Below are 15,755 nucleotides of genomic sequence, written 5' to 3' on the forward strand. Positions count from 1 at the left end.
TTTCGTGAAATTCAGTAACAGAACCGAGAACTAAGAGCTGAGAGCTAAGAAATAAGAGGAAAAGCAGACAATAAAAAAACGGCGGCGTGTTGACAAACGGGCGGTAAAATGATATTATTTATTCAACAAAATAACATGGGAGGCTCATATCGTGGACTTTGAAGAGGAATATAAGCAGAAAAGAACGCAGATGAAAAAGATAAAAAAAGAAGACACAGAGATACTTATAGTATTTGCGGCGAATGTAGCTATGTCGCTGTGGATGCTGGTGGCGTTTGTACTAACGTTTAACAAGGCAGCGCTCCTGACCGCAGTGCTTGGGCTGGCTGCTTCGGTGGTCGGCTTTCTCAGCGTATACAGGAAGGATTCAGCTCTTGCCATAGCAGCAGGAGTGCTTCTCTTTGCGGAGATATCAGCTCTGTTCTTTTCTGATGGTATTTCGCTCTTGGGAATTTTGGAGATAGGCGTATTCGGGTGGTTTGCTGCCAGAAACTTTATGAATATAAAGAAATACAGGTGGCTCGAACAGCAGGACGGCTTTCCGCAGTTTGAGCCTAAGCTGAAAGAGTACGACACGAACAAGGCTCAGCGGGATACAAAGGACCCATATGCTCGGAAAATGGAGGAAAGGCAGAAGACCTCCTCGGGCAGCATGGACGAGCTTTGAAGCGCCCTATGGTCGATATAGTGAATATGAAAAAGCAGCCTTATGGGCTGCTTTTATTTATAGTATAGTAAACATCTGCTCTCTGTCGCGGGGGTCGAAGCTCACAAGCTTGCTGCTCTTTTTCGACAGCACAAGTCCGCTTGTACAGTCCACAGGCGTGAGAGTGAAGTGTCCGTCACGGCGGTGAGCGGCGCGGAAAACGCTGCCTATACGGGTATTTACGGGAGTGCCCTCAAGCTCAAAGGTGATACCCTGCTCGGTTATCTTTATTTCAAGTGGCGGGAAGTCCGCAAAGGGACTGCATATCATACCGTCGGCGGCGTAGTGACCGTGGAGAGCGTCCACCCTTGTGTCGCGGTAAAAGCGGTAGAGCAGCGCTGCGACTGCGGCTTCCGTATCGTAAATGCGGCGGGTTATCTCTGCTTCGGGATCGGTGAATAGCTCAGGTATCTCCCTGCAAATAGCCGCAGCATTGAGATTGAGAGCCGATGAGAAGCTGCTTCGCTTGGCAAAGCGGCGGAGCTGCTCGTATCTGATGTGCTGCTGGGGGATAAACTCGGGATACATGGCACGTGCGAGCTCCTCATAGCTTATGTGGATACTGCGCTTGCTTGAAAAATAAGTCATTTTCGCCGCGTGTGGGAGACAGCACATATCCGACAGCATATGGACGGCACGGGCAAGATACACCGCGCCCTCTTTTACGAAGCCGCCGCAGTGCATTGTCAGCGCCATGGTGTAGTCCTCCTCGAACATGGTTCGGGCGCTCTTTGCGAAGAGGTCCTTGCCGTTTTTCAGATAGCCGCGGACTGGCTTCTGCATAATGCCTCTTGTGGAGCAGCCGCAGTAGTAATGCCTGCCTGCGCCGTTTTCGCGGTCGCCTTTTTCGTCGGCTATTACGGTGTAGGGGAGCATTATCTCCAAGTTCGGACGTATGAGTGCTTCTGCGTCGGGAGAGACTTCGCCGAGGAGCTTCAGTGCGCGCAGGAGTATTTCCTGATGTATCTCTGTAGGCGGCAGAAGCTTGTCTGCCGTGTAGCTGTCCGCGAGCCGTTTCATCTCTGCGGCAGCCTTGTTCCATTTATTCTGCATTTTTAGCCCCCTTTAATAAATCAAAATTTAACGTAATAACTTCCTGAGGATATGAACGGGATTCCAAAGGCAGCGCCTCTGGTCGCTGTTCCCAGCTTTTAAAGAACAGCGAAACTTTACGAAGGCGCTCCTAACAGGAGCGACGACCCTCTGCCCTTCGGGCATCTCCCTATACTATAGGGAGTCACCGCAAGGGTGAATCCCGAAAACAATCCAGTGAATTGTTTTCGGGAGAGGGTGACTCCCCACGGGGTGGGGAGATGTCGCAGCGCGACAGAGGGGACGGACCCGATTAGGGGGCCCTGCAAGAGAGGGCGTCCCTTAATGTTTTTCGGAAAACGTCCCTACCAAACGGGACGTCGAGACGCCGTCCACCACATTTCGGGCGGATAATCTCCCAACAGGAGCCGCGACCCTCTGTCAGCTACGCTGACATCTCCCTGTAGTACAGGGAGTCACCGCCCCTACAAACGTAAATTATGATTTATAATAATTATAACGTTTCGGCGCTGTAATGTCAATCATAAGAGCATAACAAAAAGGGCGTTCATTATGAACGCCCTTGATATTGCATTAGTTTCAGATATTAGCCGAGCTCTGCAAAGTACTTGATTGTTCTTACCATCTGTGATGTGTAAGAATTCTCGTTGTCGTACCAAGATACAACCTGTACCTCGTAGAGACCGTCACCGATCTCAGCAACCATTGTCTGTGTAGCATCGAAGAGTGAACCGAATCTCATGCCGATAACGTCAGAAGAAACGATCTGATCCTCGTTGTAACCAAATGACTCGGAAGCAGCAGCCTTCATAGCAGCGTTGATGCCTTCCTTAGTTACGTTGCTGCCCTTAACAACAGCTGTAAGGATTGTTGTAGAACCTGTTGGAACAGGAACTCTCTGTGCAGAACCGATGAGCTTGCCGTTGAGCTCAGGAATTACAAGACCAATTGCCTTAGCAGCACCTGTGCTGTTAGGAACGATGTTTGCAGCACCTGCTCTTGCTCTTCTGAAGTCGCCCTTTCTGTGAGGACCGTCAAGGATCATCTGATCGCCTGTGTAAGCGTGGATTGTGCTCATGATACCGCTCTGGATAGGAGCATAATCGTTAAGAGCCTTAGCCATAGGAGCGAGGCAGTTTGTTGTGCATGAAGCAGCTGAGATGATCTTGTCATCCTTTGTGAGAGTCTTCTCGTTTACGCTGTAAACGATTGTAGGAAGATCGTTGCCTGCAGGAGCAGAGATAACAACCTTCTTAGCACCTGCATCGATATGAGCCTGTGACTTGTCCTTTGAGCAGTAGAAACCTGTGCACTCGAGAACTACGTCAACGCCGATCTCGCCCCAAGGGAGCTCTGCAGCGTTAGCCTTTGCATAGATTGTAAGTGTCTTGCCGTCTACAGTGATTGTGCCCTTCTCATCGTCTGCAGAAACAGTGTGAAGATTCTCACCGATCTTTCCGCAGTAACCGCCCTGAGCTGTATCATACTTGAGAAGCTGAGCGAGCATTGAAGGCTTTGTAAGGTCGTTGATAGCAACTACCTCATAACCTGGAGCATCAAACATCTGTCTGAATGCAAGACGACCGATACGGCCGAAACCGTTAATAGCAACTTTAACTGACATTGGATATACCTCCTAAAAATTTGTATGGTTTAATTATACTCCAACTCGGAAATTTTTTCAAGAGGTTCGACAAAAAAATAACAGATTTTTTTGTAAAAGTACATATTGAATAAATACGCAGCTGTTGAAACGAAAAATTTTGTCAGCATTTTACTGCATATAATAAGCCTGTTTGCTATTCCTTTTTTGATGAAAATGTTGTATAATATATGTAAGAATATACATAACATAATATCTTTGCCTCTCGGCAGAGAGAAAGGAGAGGTCATGGACGAGAAAAAAGGGTTCGGGAAATTCTTCGGTGATCCTTTTGCGCTGGATTATATAAACTGCACGGATAACGTCATAAGGCGCTCGGTGACGGGTATCTCCGCAGCCTGCGAGATACTGCGGGAGTCTGCGGACAAAAAGGGCTCAAAGCACGATAAACAGCTTATTGACGGCATTATGCAGATGTGCTGCGAGCTTATGCGGAGCGCCGAGCTCAGCAAGGCACTGGCGGCTGAGAAGCTCACCGACGAGGACATGAGCACCGTGAGGACGGACACCTTCCTGAGAGATTTTGCCGCAGGCTGTGAAGCGGCTTCGGGGGGCAGGTGCACCGTCAGGGTGGTAGAGACCTCTGTTTCATATATACGGACCGACAGGGAGCTCCTGCGCTTTTTGCTGCTGGGATTTGTGAGGAGACTGACGGCAGGGGGTGAGGGCGGAAAGAACGCCTTTGAGGTGTCCTGCGGAGAAAAGTTGAAAACTTTAAACATTTCAGTGAGGGCTTTGAGGACATTTGTGGACGAAGCCCGTGCGGGACAGCCCGACGTTTTTGATTCATATTACCGTGAAGTCTGTATGGGTTTTGCTGAGCGGATAGGTGCTTCCGCAAAGCTTTCCGACAGTGAGCTCACAGTTGAAATTCCGCTTCCCGACGGCAAGATCAGCGTTTTGACGGAAGCTCCGTCGGCGGAGAGGGAAAGTGACTTCTTCGATCCGTTCGCCATTATGCTGAGCAATATGTGAAGCCCTGTGTGGCAGAAATGTGATAATCTTGTAAAACTTAGCATATTAGACAGAATATGCTGAAAATTTTGTTGACATTATTCAAAAAAAGTTGTATAATAAAAATGTTGAAAGATCTCAGCGAAAAATTCATCGTTTTGGAGTGCTTTTATGGGAAAGAATTATGAGATCGAGAGGAAATTCCTCGTTGAATTCCCTGATGTTTCACTGCTGGATGTAAAGCGCAGGATAGCCATTGTTCAGACCTATCTTGTCAGCGGCAGCAACGGCTCTCAGCGTAGGGTCAGGTCTGTGGACGAGAACGGCAGTGTGAAATATACCTACACGGAGAAGATATTTCTTACTCCTGTCACAAGAGAGGAAAACGAGTTTGAGATAAGCGGCGAGAAATACCGTCAGCTACTTGATGAACACCGCAGCGACTGTCCGCCTGTGGAAAAGGTCCGCTACTGCTTCGATTACCGAGGTCAGCTTTTTGAAATGGATAAGTATCCCTTTTCGGATAAGCTGGCTATCATGGAGCTTGAGCTGGCTTCGCCCGATCAGACTATAGCTTTCCCCGATAAGATCAGGGTCATAAAGGAAGTATCCGATGACCATCGCTACTCCAATGCGGCTCTTGCCAAAGCAGGAGCATTTCCCGAACAGCAGATTGGAGAATAGATTCAATGTCGGAAAAATTTGTACCCGCTGACAGCCCCGAACAGCTTTCCGCTTTATTCGGTCAGCTCGACGGCAATGTCAGCAGTATCCAGAAGGATTTCAATGTCACCGTCGTAAGCAGGGACGGGGGCATTAAAATAATCGGCGACGGCGATACCGAGGGCGCTGAAAAGGCGCTGAGGGCTCTTATGAAAATGGCAGGGGACGGCAACTCTGTCAATGAGCAGACTGTACGCTATGTCACCTCCATGGTGGCAGACGGCGTTGAGCAGGAGCTTAAAGAGCTCGGCGGCGACGGCATATGCGTCACCGCTTCGGGAAAGATACTCCGTCCGCGCACCGTCGGTCAGAAACGCTATACCGACGCAATAAAAAACAATACCATAGTACTGGGAATAGGACCTGCAGGCACAGGCAAGACCTATCTTGCAGTGGCTATGGCTGTAAAAGCCTTCCGCGAGCACAAGATAAAGAAGATAATCCTTACCCGTCCTGCCGTTGAAGCAGGTGAGAAGCTGGGCTTCCTGCCCGGAGATCTTCAGGATAAGGTGGATCCCTATCTTCGTCCGCTCTACGATGCGCTTTTCGATATGTTCGGAGCCGAGAGCTTCGCACGGTACATGGAAAAGGGGATAATCGAGGTAGCTCCGCTGGCTTATATGCGCGGACGCACCCTCGACGAGGCGTTCATTATCCTCGATGAGGCTCAGAATACCACCTCCGAGCAGATCAAGATGTTCCTCACCCGTCTGGGAAATGAGAGCAGAATGGTCATCACAGGCGATATCACGCAGATCGACCTGCCCGATACCAAAAAATCGGGACTTGTTGAAGCCATTAAAGTCCTCAGAGGCATAGATGATATCGAGATACACCGCTTTACCGAGAAAGACGTTGTACGACACAGACTGGTACAGGACATTATCAAGGCTTATGAAAAATACAATGAAGGGAGAAAGAATTAAAATGGCTAAATTAAAGGTTTATGTTAAGAACAATCAGACAGAGGTGAAGGTCCCTGTAGGTATCAGACTTCTTATCAGAAGATGCTGTCAGGCAGTACTTACTACAGAGGGATTCGGAAAGGACGCTGAGGTAAGCGTTTCATTCGTAAGCAACAGCGAGATAAAGAATCTCAATAAGATATACAGAAACAAGGACGCAGTTACAGACGTTCTCTCATTCCCGCTCACAAGCGAGGACGGCACTACCGAGATCAATCCCGAGACAGGCGCTGTTCAGCTGGGTGACGTTGTTATCTCACTGGAGACTGCCGTAAAGCAGGCTCAGAACTTCGGTCATTCACTGGAGAGAGAGGTGGGCTTCCTTACTGTACATTCAATGCTCCACCTGCTTGGCTACGACCACGAAAAGAGCCAGCTCGACCAGCGTATCATGCGCGAAAAGGAAGAGTCTGTCCTTGAAAAGCTTGGTATCTCCAGAGACGCTACTTTCATCGTGAACGGAGAAAACAACTGATGCCGAGGACCGCTTTCGTTACCATTGCAGGACGTACAAATGCGGGAAAATCCTCTCTCCTCAACGCTATCGTGGGCGAGAAGATAGCCTCCGTCAGCAATAAGCCCCAGACTACACGTACCCGTATCACGGGTATCCGCAATATAGACGACGTCCAGCTGGTGTTCTTCGATACTCCGGGACTTCACAAGCCCGTGAACAAGCTCAGCGAGCATATGCTCAATACCGTTAAGGAGTCCGTAAGCGACATCGACGCGGTAGTTTTTGTCATGGACTGTACCAAGAAGATAAACGAGCAGGAGCTGAACCTGCTGAAGTCCATGAACAGCTCGAAAATGCCCGTTATCCTTGTGCTTAACAAGATAGACCTGCTGAAGAGCAAGGACGAGCTTGCTCCCGTTATCGCGGAGCTCACATCGAAGGTGAAGTTTCAGGCGGTAGTTCCTGTCAGCGTCACCGAAAACAGCGGCGTTGATATAGTTATTGACGAGATAATCGCTCTGGCGGAGGAGTCCGTTCACTTCTTCCCCGAGGATATGATAACCGACCAGCCCGAAAAGGTACTGGCGGCAGAGATGATACGCGAGAAGCTCCTTATGCTCCTCAGCGATGAAGTACCACATGGTATAGCTGTTGGCGTAGAGCAGATGAGCGAGCGCGACGACAAGGATATCCTTGACATATCCGCCGTTATCTACTGCGAAAAGGAGTCCCACAAGGGCATAATCATCGGCAAGGGAGGAGCTATGCTGAAAAAGGCTTCCACCGCCGCAAGAATGGAGCTGGAGGACTTCTTCCAGATAAAGGTCAACCTCAAATGCTGGGTAAAGGTCAAGGAGGATTGGCGCAACAGGGAGAACCTCATCAGGAGCTTCGGACTGTCCGAGAAATAATTACCGCAAATAATCACAGACCTTCTGACAAAAATAGTATATGATGAATTGAGAATTGAGAATTAAAGAGTCCGCTTTGCGGACAGAAAAAAATATCGCGTCAGCGATACATTCATTCTCCATTCTCATTTTTTTGCGGAGGGTCTGTTTTGAACGAAGATATACTATGGGATAAATTCACCGAAAGCGGCAGCATAGAGGACTATCTGCGCTATTCGGCTAACAGGGAAAAAGATAATGACAACTGTTGAAGGCATCGTCCTTAAAGAGCGTTCTGTTGGTGAACAGGACAAATTCATCGATATACTGACCAAAGAGAGCGGCGTTCTTGAGGTTTCCGTAAAAGGCGCAAGGAAAATAAACGGAAAATCGGGGAGCTCCACTCAGCTTCTGGCATACTCTCGGTTCTGCATAGACAAGAGGGGCAGCTATCTGTACCTCAACAGTGCGGAACCGATACATATTTTTTACGGGCTGCGCGATTCGCTGACAAAGATATCCCTTGCCTCTTATTTTGCGGAGGTGCTCCGCTTCTGCATAAGACCCGAGACTCAGAACGGGGATATCCTGCGGCTCATGCTGAACTGTCTCCATTACCTTGAAAACGGCGAAAGGGACGAGAGCTTCCTGAAAGCGGTGTTCGAGCTGCGGCTCATGTCCGAGACAGGCTATATGCCCGATATCGTGGCTTGCAGAGGCTGCGGCGTTTTTGAGCCCGAGGAGCTCTTTTTTTGTATCCGTGACGGAGGCTTTTTCTGCGCCGACTGTTTTGACAGCGAGAGCACCGATGACTTTATGAAGATAAAGCTGCCTGTGCTCAGTGCGGTGCGCCATATTGTCCTTGCGGATATGGGCAGGCTTTTCAGCTTCCGCGTGTCCGAGAGCGCTCAGCAGAGACTGTCAGCACTGGCGGAGTCCTATGCGCTGACACATCTTGAAAGGAGCTTCGGGACGCTGGATTTTTACAAATCACTTCTCTGAAAAAGCATCACAATATGATATTTAGTGGAAATATAGAAAAAACTGTTGCAAAATTCTGACTTTTGCTGTATAATTATAATGTTAAAGTATGCTCTGATGGGGAGGTGTGCACTGTGAAGAAGAGAAAAACTATAGCTGTAATAGCTGCTGATGTGTTCAATGACTACATGAACCGTATATTTGTAGGCATTTCCGAGCAGTGCAAGGTGCTGGGCTATGATGTTATAACCTTCCTCATGGCTTTCAATCTGGACAGCGGCAACCTCATACAGCAGGGCGAGGAGAATATCTTCACCCTCGTAAAAAAGAACATTATAGACGGCGTTGTGCTCATGGCGGGAAATCTCGCCAGCCAGAACCTCATAGACAAGTTCGTGAAGGTCTTTTCAAAGTGGGGGATACCCGTTGTGGCTCTCGACTATGAATTTGATTTCTGCGAAAGCATTTACGCCGATGATATACAGCTTTTCGAGCAGATGACAGACCACTTCATCGACGTACACGGCTGCAGCCGTATCATGTGCCTTACAGGTCCAGAGGGAAGCAGACCTGCGGAAACGAGACTGAAGGGCTACAGGCAGTCCATGGAGAAGCACGGTCTGGAAATACGTGACGGCGATATAGTCTACGGCGACTTCTGGAAGATAGTCTCACAGAGGCTTGCAAAGGATTTTATAGACGGCAGGAGAGAAGTCCCCGACGCTGTTGTCTGCGCCAACGACACCATGGCAAGATATCTTGCCAACGCTCTTGTCAAGGGCGGCTTCAATATCCCCGAGGATATAAGGATATCAGGCTATGACGGCACTAACGACGCCGTTATGAATATCCCGTCCATATCCACAGTGCTGCCCGAAAATGAAAGAATGGGCGCAAGGGCTATCTGTATACTCCATGAGAAGATAAGCGGCATAAGCGAAGAGCCTGTGGAAACTCTTGAACACGGCAAGCTCCTGTTTGCACGCTCCTGCGGCTGCGGAAGCGCTACAAAGCACAGCGTTGATACCCGTGAGGAGTACCACAACCGTGTGGAGAGATACGAGAGCTACTACAACAAGAGCGGCATGCTGGAAAGCCTTATGGAAGAGGATAATCTTGACGGACTTCTCCACAAGGTAAACGGCTTTGTTTACGCTGTCAACGGACTTGATACATATATGCTCTGTCTCAACAAAAACTGGGACAACATCGAGGGCGATGAGGAGGATTATGTCCGCGAGGGCTATGCTTCCATAATGGAAGCGAGAATGGTATATACCACGAAAAAGACCGATTTCGGCAGCAGAAGCTTCCGTTCAAACGATATCCTGCCCCATTTTATCAGCGAGTACTGCGAAGAACCGTCCATGTTCTTCCTGCTGCCCGTTCACTTTATGGACAGATGCTTCGGCTATTCCATATTCAAATTCAGAGATATACGCTGTGCGGCAAGCAATGTTTTCGCTCAGTGGAACAAGAATATCAGCGTTGCTCTGGAGTTCCTCCGTGTGCGCACAAAGCTGCTCAGCATGAATCAGCGCACGTTTATGAGCTCTATACGTGATACCCTTACAGGTATCTACAACCGCCACGGCTTCAACCGTATGGCGGAGGGTATCTTCCGCAAGGCGTGTCAGGAGAAAAAGCAGCTCTTCATCATCATTGCCGACCTTGACAGGCTGAAGATGATAAACGATAACTACGGTCATATCGAGGGCGACAACGCCATTACAGCTGTGGCGAATGCTCTGAATATGTCCTGTGAGATGAATGAGGTCTGCGCACGTACAGGCGGCGACGAGTTTGCCATTATCGGCTGCGGAGACTATACTCCCGAAAAGATAGAAAAGCACTACAGGTACATCTACGACTACCTGACAAGATACAATGCATCAGCGAAAAAAGGCTACAATGTGGGAGTCAGCCTCGGCTGCTTCTGCGAGGTGCCCGATGAGAACGAGCCCCTTGACAAGTATCTAAAAATAGCCGATACCCTGATGTACGAAAACAAAGTGAAGCGCAAAAAGTTCCGCGAGGACTGAGGCTGCTGTATGAGGGGAGCCCCCTCTGGCGAAATCGTGGCATAAAATATCGAGTCCGTACTTTCAGGCTCGGTGACCCACTTTTTCTGTTAAGGGAGGCTGACTGAATATGGCAGCTTCATTTTTTGAATTGAGAATGTAGAATTGAGAATGGAGAATTATTGTATCGCTTATGCTGCAATTTTTAAATATGTCCGCGAAGCGGACACATTCATTTTCAATTCTCAATTCTCAATTTTCAATTCACTTAAAATGGCGTATTGCTATTGACAAAAACGCTGAAATATGATAAAATAAACTGAATTGCAAAAGAAGCTTCGGTTTCAGCGCAAGACTATTGACCACTCCTTTCGGAGTCGAGGCCATACGGACAGCCGGGTCAAATGCCGAATGCCGAAATATCGGCTGGCAACTTTCTGTTGCCTTATTGATTCGACTGCGCGTCGATAAAGTTTTTATAAGTTCTCATCAGCTTGTGAAAGGTCAATAAGAGTAGTAAAAGGTAGTACTTGCTTGTATAGACTCTGAAACCGTTAATGAAGTTTCTGCGTTTACCGCATAATATTTCATGCACACAATGGCTGATAAGGTCTTTTGTGTGCATTTTTTGTTTGAAGGTGTGGTATTATGGAGAATAAACTGAAACTTTACGGATTCAATAATCTGACGAAGTCCTTGAGCTTTAATATATATGACGTCTGTTATGCCAAGACTGCACGCTCACAGCAGGAGTATATCGCCTATGTTGACGAGCAGTACAACTCCGAGCGTATAACGGATATCATGACTCATCTTACCGAGATGATAGGAGCACAGGTGCTCAGTGTTTCCCGTCAGGACTACGATCCTCAGGGCGCTTCCGCTACCTTCCTTATCGCCGACGATACGATGATACCCGCAGGCGGCAGCGAGACTATTGCTCACCTTGACAAGAGCCACGTTACAGTCCATACCTATCCCGAATTCCACCCCGATACCTCTATAGCCACATTCCGCGTGGATATCGACGTTGCTACCTGCGGCAAGATAACTCCGCTGACAGCTCTTGATTACCTCATAGGAAGCTTCGATTCGGATATCATCACCATGGACTACAGAGTAAGAGGCTTTACCCGCAATCTTGACGGCGAAAAGCTTTTCATCGACCACAATATCACCTCTATCCAGAACTATATCGACTCCAAGATACTTGATAAATACGACGCTGTGGATATAAACGTCTATCAGGCGAATATGTTCCACACAAAAATGCTCATAAAGGAGCTTGACCTTCAGAATTACCTGTTCAATACAGATGTGAACGAGCTTCCGCCAAGGCGCAGACTTGAGATAACAGACGCGCTCCAGCGGGAGATGATAGAAATTTTCAGCGGAAGGAACGTGTTCGGAAATGGCTGAGCTTTCCCAGACAAATGCGCCCATATACGAGGCGCTGAGAAAATTCCGACGCATGAGAGTAGTGCCCTTTGATGTCCCCGGACACAAGCGCGGAAGAGGAAATATGGAGCTCACCGAGTTTCTCGGCGAGGACTGCATGAACGTGGACGTCAACTCCATGAAGCCCCTGGACAATCTCTGCCACCCCGTATCCGTTATAAAGGACGCGGAAATGCTGGCGGCAGAAGCCTTCGGCGCGGCAAACGCCTTCTTCATGGTGGGCGGAACTACCTCTGCGGTGCAGAGCATGATAATGTACGCCTGCAAGGAGGGCGACAAGATAATCATGCCCCGAAATGTACACAGAAGTGCTATCAACGCAATTATCCTTACGGGAGCAGTTCCCGTTTATGTAAATCCCGATGTCAATCACCAGCTGGGTATTGCACTGGGTATGTCTGTTTCACAGGTGGAGCAGGCTATCCGCGAGAATCCCGACGCCAAGGCTATAATGGTAAATAATCCCACATACTACGGCATATGCTCAGACCTGAAAAGGATAACGGAGCTTGCTCATGCTCACGGTATGCTGGTGCTCGTTGACGAGGCTCACGGCACTCACTTCTACTTCGGTGACAGCTTCCCCGTGACCGCTATGGCGGCAGGTGCGGACTGCGCCTCCGTAAGTATGCACAAGTCGGGAGGAAGCCTCACACAGAGCTCTTTCCTGCTTCTCGGAAAGAACGTTAACGCCGACTATATGCGTCAGGTAATAAATCTCACCCAGACCACCAGCGCTTCGTATCTGCTGCTTTCAAGTCTGGATATCTCCCGAAAGAGACTTGCTCTCGGCGGCAGGGAGATATTTGCACAGACAGTTGAAATGGCTGAGTACGCACGCTCCGAGATAAACGAGATAGGCGGCTATTACGCCTATTCAAAGGAGCTCATAAACGGCGACAGTATCTTTGACTTTGACGTTTCAAAGCTGAGCATCTACACTCTGCCTATCGGACTTGCAGGCATCGAGGTCTATGACCTTCTCCGCGACGAGTACGACATACAGATAGAATTCGGTGATATCGGAAACGTCCTTGCCTACATCTCCGTAGGCGACAGAAAGCGGGATATCGAGCGCCTTATCAGTGCTCTTGCGGAGATAAAGCGCCGCTTCGGAAAAAGCAGCGCCCACATGCTCACTCAGGAGTATATCAGTCCCGTTATTGCGGAAACTCCCCGAAAGGCGTTCTATGCGGCAAAGCGCTCCCTGCCTCTTGAAGAGTCGGCAGGACATGTTTGCAGCGAGTTCGTTATGTGCTATCCTCCCGGTATACCGATACTTGCTCCGGGAGAGCTTATCACTCCCGAGATAATCGAGTACATCAGGTACGCCAAGGAAAAGGGCTGTCAGATGACAGGCACCGAGGATATAAATATCGAGAGACTCAACGTCCTCGACATGTAAATGATATGAAACGCAGAGCTGCTTCGGCGGCGGACGTTTTATATAGATTATTGTGTTTTAAGGAAGGAAAAAGAATATGAAAAAAGTCGGAATCATTATGAGCTTACTTATGGGAGTTACCATGAGCTTCTGCCTGTCGCTTACAGGCAATCTCACATCGGGTGAGGGCTTTCAGCTTATGCCCTTTCTCATCAGCTTTGCAGTAAGCACCGTTATCAGTATCCTTATCGGAATCATAGTTCCCATGAGGAAGCTTGAGGGCGGAGCTGTCAGTGCTCTGAAGCTCAAGGAACACAGTCTCCCTGCCAAGCTTGTATCTGCACTTGTATCTGACCTTATCTACACACCTGTTATTACACTTGCAATGATAATTCTTGCCCGCAAAATGGCAATGAAGATGAGCAACGGTCACGCACAGCTGCCGCCTTTCGGTTTGATGTTCGTGAAGTCTCTCATCATCAGCCTTATCGTTGCATATGTCATCATACTTATTGTTACACCTATTTATCTCAAGCTTTCAATGAAGCTTGCAGGCGTGAACCCACCCGCAGGAAAGCCGCCTGTTGACTGATCATAATTTTGCGCAGCAAAATATGATCTGAGCCGTTAGCTTATTGTAGGGGCGCACAGTGTGCGCCCGTATATTAAGCGTGCTGGCGAACAATGTTCGCCCCTGCAAGCGGCGAAGCCGCTCCCTAATGACTAAGGGCTAAAGGCTAAAAGCTTCACAATTTGAACGGAGGTATAGTATGGAATTATGGTTCACGGAGAGACACACTCCCAACGTTAAATTTTCAATAAAAGTCGATCATCAGCTCTACAGCGGCAACAGCGAGTTCCAGCGTATCGACGTTTTCGACTCAAAGGAGTTCGGGCGCTTCCTTACTCTTGACGGCTATATGATGCTGACAGAGAAGGACGAGTTCATATACCATGAGATGATAACTCATGTGCCTATGGCAGTCCACCCGAACCCTAAAAATATACTTGTTATCGGCGCAGGCGACGGCGGCGTTGTCCGCGAGCTCACACGCTACGCCTCTGTTGAGAGCATTGACCTCGTTGAGATAGACGAGCTGGTAGTTGAGGTATGCAAGAAGTATCTTCCCACTACTGCCTGCCGCTTTGACGACCCGAGAGTCCATGTATACTACGAGGACGGCGTAAAGTTCATTCGCCGCTGCACAGATCAGTATGACGTTATCATCGTCGATTCCACCGACCCATTCGGTCCGGGTGAGGGACTCTTTACCAAGGAGTTCTACGGAAGCTGCTTCAAGGCGCTCCGTGACGACGGCATCATGGTCAATCAGCATGAGAGCCCGTTCTATGACGAGGACGCCGCAGCCATGCAGCGCTCCCACAAGCGTATAGTAGAGAGCTTCCCCATAAGCAAGGTCTATCAGGCTCATATCCCCACCTATCCTTCGGGACACTGGCTCTTCGGCTTTGCTTCCAAGAAGTACCACCCCACCAATGACTATAACGGCACAAAATGGAGCATGCTTGGTATAAAGACCCGCTACTACAACCCAAGACTTCATACGGGAGCTTTCGCCCTCCCATGCTATGTAGAGGAGCTTCTCAGAGATGTTGAATAAGAATATACAGACATTCATCGCCTGCGACAGCGAATATGAGGACGCAAAGATAGTCCTTTTCGGCGCAGGCTTCGACGGTACCACAAGCTTTCGCCCGGGAACAAGATTTGCTCCCTCGGCTATCCGCAATGAGAGCTTCGGTATCGAGACATACAGTCCTTACCAGAACAAGGACATGACAGACTACAGCTATTTTGACAGCGGAGACTTGGAGCTCCCGTTCGGAAGCACCGAAAGCGCCATAGCTGATATCATTTCCCGTGCGGATATGATACTTGCCGATGGCAAGCTGCCCTTTATGATAGGCGGCGAGCACCTTGTCACCCTCGGAACGGTCAAGGCTGTGAACGCTAAGTACGACGACCTTTGTATCGTTCACTTTGACGCTCACGCAGACCTCCGCGACGACTATCTCGGACAGAAGCTGTCCCACGCCTGCGTATTAAGGCGCTGCCATGAGCTTGTGGGAGACGGTCATATCTTCCAGTTTGGTATCCGCAGCGGAGACCGCGAGGAGTTTTACTTCGCAGACGAGCACACGGAAATGCATAAATTCAGCTTTGACGGTCTTGAAGATGTGGTTGAAAAGCTCAGGGGCAGAAACGTCTATTTCACCCTTGACCTTGACGTTCTCGACCCCTCAATATTCCCCGGCACGGGCACTCCCGAGGCTGGCGGAGTCACATTCGATGAACTGAGAAAGGCTGTGACACTGGTTTGCAGCAGGCTCAATATAGTAGGCTGCGACGTCAACGAGCTGAGCCCCGTTTACGACCAGAGCGGAGTATCTACAGCAGTTGCCTGCAAGATAATCAGAGAGATGCTTCTTGCTCTTTCGTAATGCAAATTCGATACACCTATATACCCAAAACATAATA

15 protein-coding genes are annotated in these 15,755 nt (G+C 48.9%); 13 read left to right on the forward strand and 2 right to left on the reverse strand.

All coding sequences use genetic code 11. The features are described from left to right. Positions 1 to 151 precede the first annotated feature (151 nt). Positions 152 to 667 (forward strand): hypothetical protein, encoded by a 516-nt coding sequence (locus N774_RS0113505; RefSeq protein ID WP_024861749.1) that lies wholly within the window; start codon positions 152 to 154, stop codon positions 665 to 667. 57 nt (positions 668 to 724) lie between these two features. Here the strand turns inward: N774_RS0113505 and N774_RS0113510 are convergent, their stop codons facing one another. Continuing rightward, positions 725 to 1,759, reverse strand: a complete 1,035-nt coding sequence (locus tag N774_RS0113510) for a hypothetical protein (protein ID WP_024861750.1) — start codon at positions 1,757 to 1,759, stop codon at positions 725 to 727. A gap of 586 nt (positions 1,760 to 2,345) precedes the next feature. Next, positions 2,346 to 3,383 (reverse strand): type I glyceraldehyde-3-phosphate dehydrogenase, encoded by a 1,038-nt coding sequence (gap, locus tag N774_RS0113515; RefSeq protein ID WP_024861751.1) that lies wholly within the window; start codon positions 3,381 to 3,383, stop codon positions 2,346 to 2,348. 267 nt (positions 3,384 to 3,650) lie between these two features. On the opposite strand from gap, the gene N774_RS0113525 reads away from it, so the two are divergent. From N774_RS0113525 to speB, 12 genes are all read left to right on the forward strand, one after another. Beyond that, a complete protein-coding gene (locus N774_RS0113525; protein WP_024861753.1) occupies positions 3,651 to 4,397 on the forward strand; it encodes a hypothetical protein in 747 nt (248 codons plus the stop codon). Between the two features lie 150 nt (positions 4,398 to 4,547). Then, positions 4,548 to 5,060 carry a CYTH domain-containing protein gene (locus N774_RS0113530; protein WP_024861754.1) on the forward strand — a complete coding sequence of 171 codons (513 nt, stop codon included), beginning with the start codon at positions 4,548 to 4,550 and terminating at the stop codon, positions 5,058 to 5,060. 5 nt (positions 5,061 to 5,065) lie between these two features. Next, the gene (locus N774_RS0113535) at positions 5,066 to 6,025 is read left to right on the forward strand and encodes a PhoH family protein (RefSeq protein WP_024861755.1); all 960 of its coding nucleotides are present in this window, start codon (positions 5,066 to 5,068) and stop codon (positions 6,023 to 6,025) included. A gap of 1 nt (position 6,026) precedes the next feature. Next, positions 6,027 to 6,539, forward strand: a complete 513-nt coding sequence (ybeY, locus tag N774_RS0113540; RefSeq protein ID WP_024861756.1) for an rRNA maturation RNase YbeY — start codon at positions 6,027 to 6,029, stop codon at positions 6,537 to 6,539. Then, a complete protein-coding gene (gene era, locus N774_RS0113545; RefSeq protein WP_024861757.1) occupies positions 6,539 to 7,432 on the forward strand; it encodes a GTPase Era in 894 nt (297 codons plus the stop codon). The genes ybeY and era overlap by 1 nt, the downstream gene beginning before the upstream one ends. A 237-nt stretch (positions 7,433 to 7,669) precedes the next feature. Next, on the forward strand, positions 7,670 to 8,413 hold the full coding sequence (recO, locus tag N774_RS0113555) for a DNA repair protein RecO (RefSeq protein WP_024861758.1): 744 nt from the start codon (positions 7,670 to 7,672) through the stop codon (positions 8,411 to 8,413). A 113-nt stretch (positions 8,414 to 8,526) separates the two neighbouring features. Then, positions 8,527 to 10,434, forward strand: coding sequence for a diguanylate cyclase (locus N774_RS0113560; RefSeq protein ID WP_024861759.1), 1,908 nt, complete (start codon positions 8,527 to 8,529; stop codon positions 10,432 to 10,434). A gap of 627 nt (positions 10,435 to 11,061) precedes the next feature. Next, positions 11,062 to 11,832, forward strand: coding sequence for an adenosylmethionine decarboxylase (gene speD / locus N774_RS0113565; protein WP_024861760.1), 771 nt, complete (start codon positions 11,062 to 11,064; stop codon positions 11,830 to 11,832). Next, complete coding sequence (locus N774_RS0113570; RefSeq protein WP_024861761.1) at positions 11,825 to 13,276, forward strand: aminotransferase class I/II-fold pyridoxal phosphate-dependent enzyme; 1,452 nt, start codon at positions 11,825 to 11,827, stop codon at positions 13,274 to 13,276. The genes speD and N774_RS0113570 overlap by 8 nt, the downstream gene beginning before the upstream one ends. A 76-nt stretch (positions 13,277 to 13,352) precedes the next feature. Then, positions 13,353 to 13,847 (forward strand): hypothetical protein, encoded by a 495-nt coding sequence (locus N774_RS0113575; RefSeq protein WP_024861762.1) that lies wholly within the window; start codon positions 13,353 to 13,355, stop codon positions 13,845 to 13,847. A gap of 178 nt (positions 13,848 to 14,025) precedes the next feature. Then, the gene (gene speE / locus N774_RS0113580; protein WP_024862200.1) at positions 14,026 to 14,877 is read left to right on the forward strand and encodes a polyamine aminopropyltransferase; all 852 of its coding nucleotides are present in this window, start codon (positions 14,026 to 14,028) and stop codon (positions 14,875 to 14,877) included. Next, on the forward strand, positions 14,867 to 15,718 hold the full coding sequence (speB, locus tag N774_RS0113585) for an agmatinase (RefSeq protein ID WP_024861763.1): 852 nt from the start codon (positions 14,867 to 14,869) through the stop codon (positions 15,716 to 15,718). Before speE ends, speB begins: the two co-directional genes overlap by 11 nt. The last annotated feature ends 37 nt before the right edge of the window (positions 15,719 to 15,755 follow it).

The organism is Ruminococcus flavefaciens AE3010 (assembly GCF_000526795.1).
GTDB classification, from domain to species: Bacteria; Bacillota; Clostridia; order Oscillospirales; family Ruminococcaceae; genus Ruminococcus; species Ruminococcus flavefaciens_D.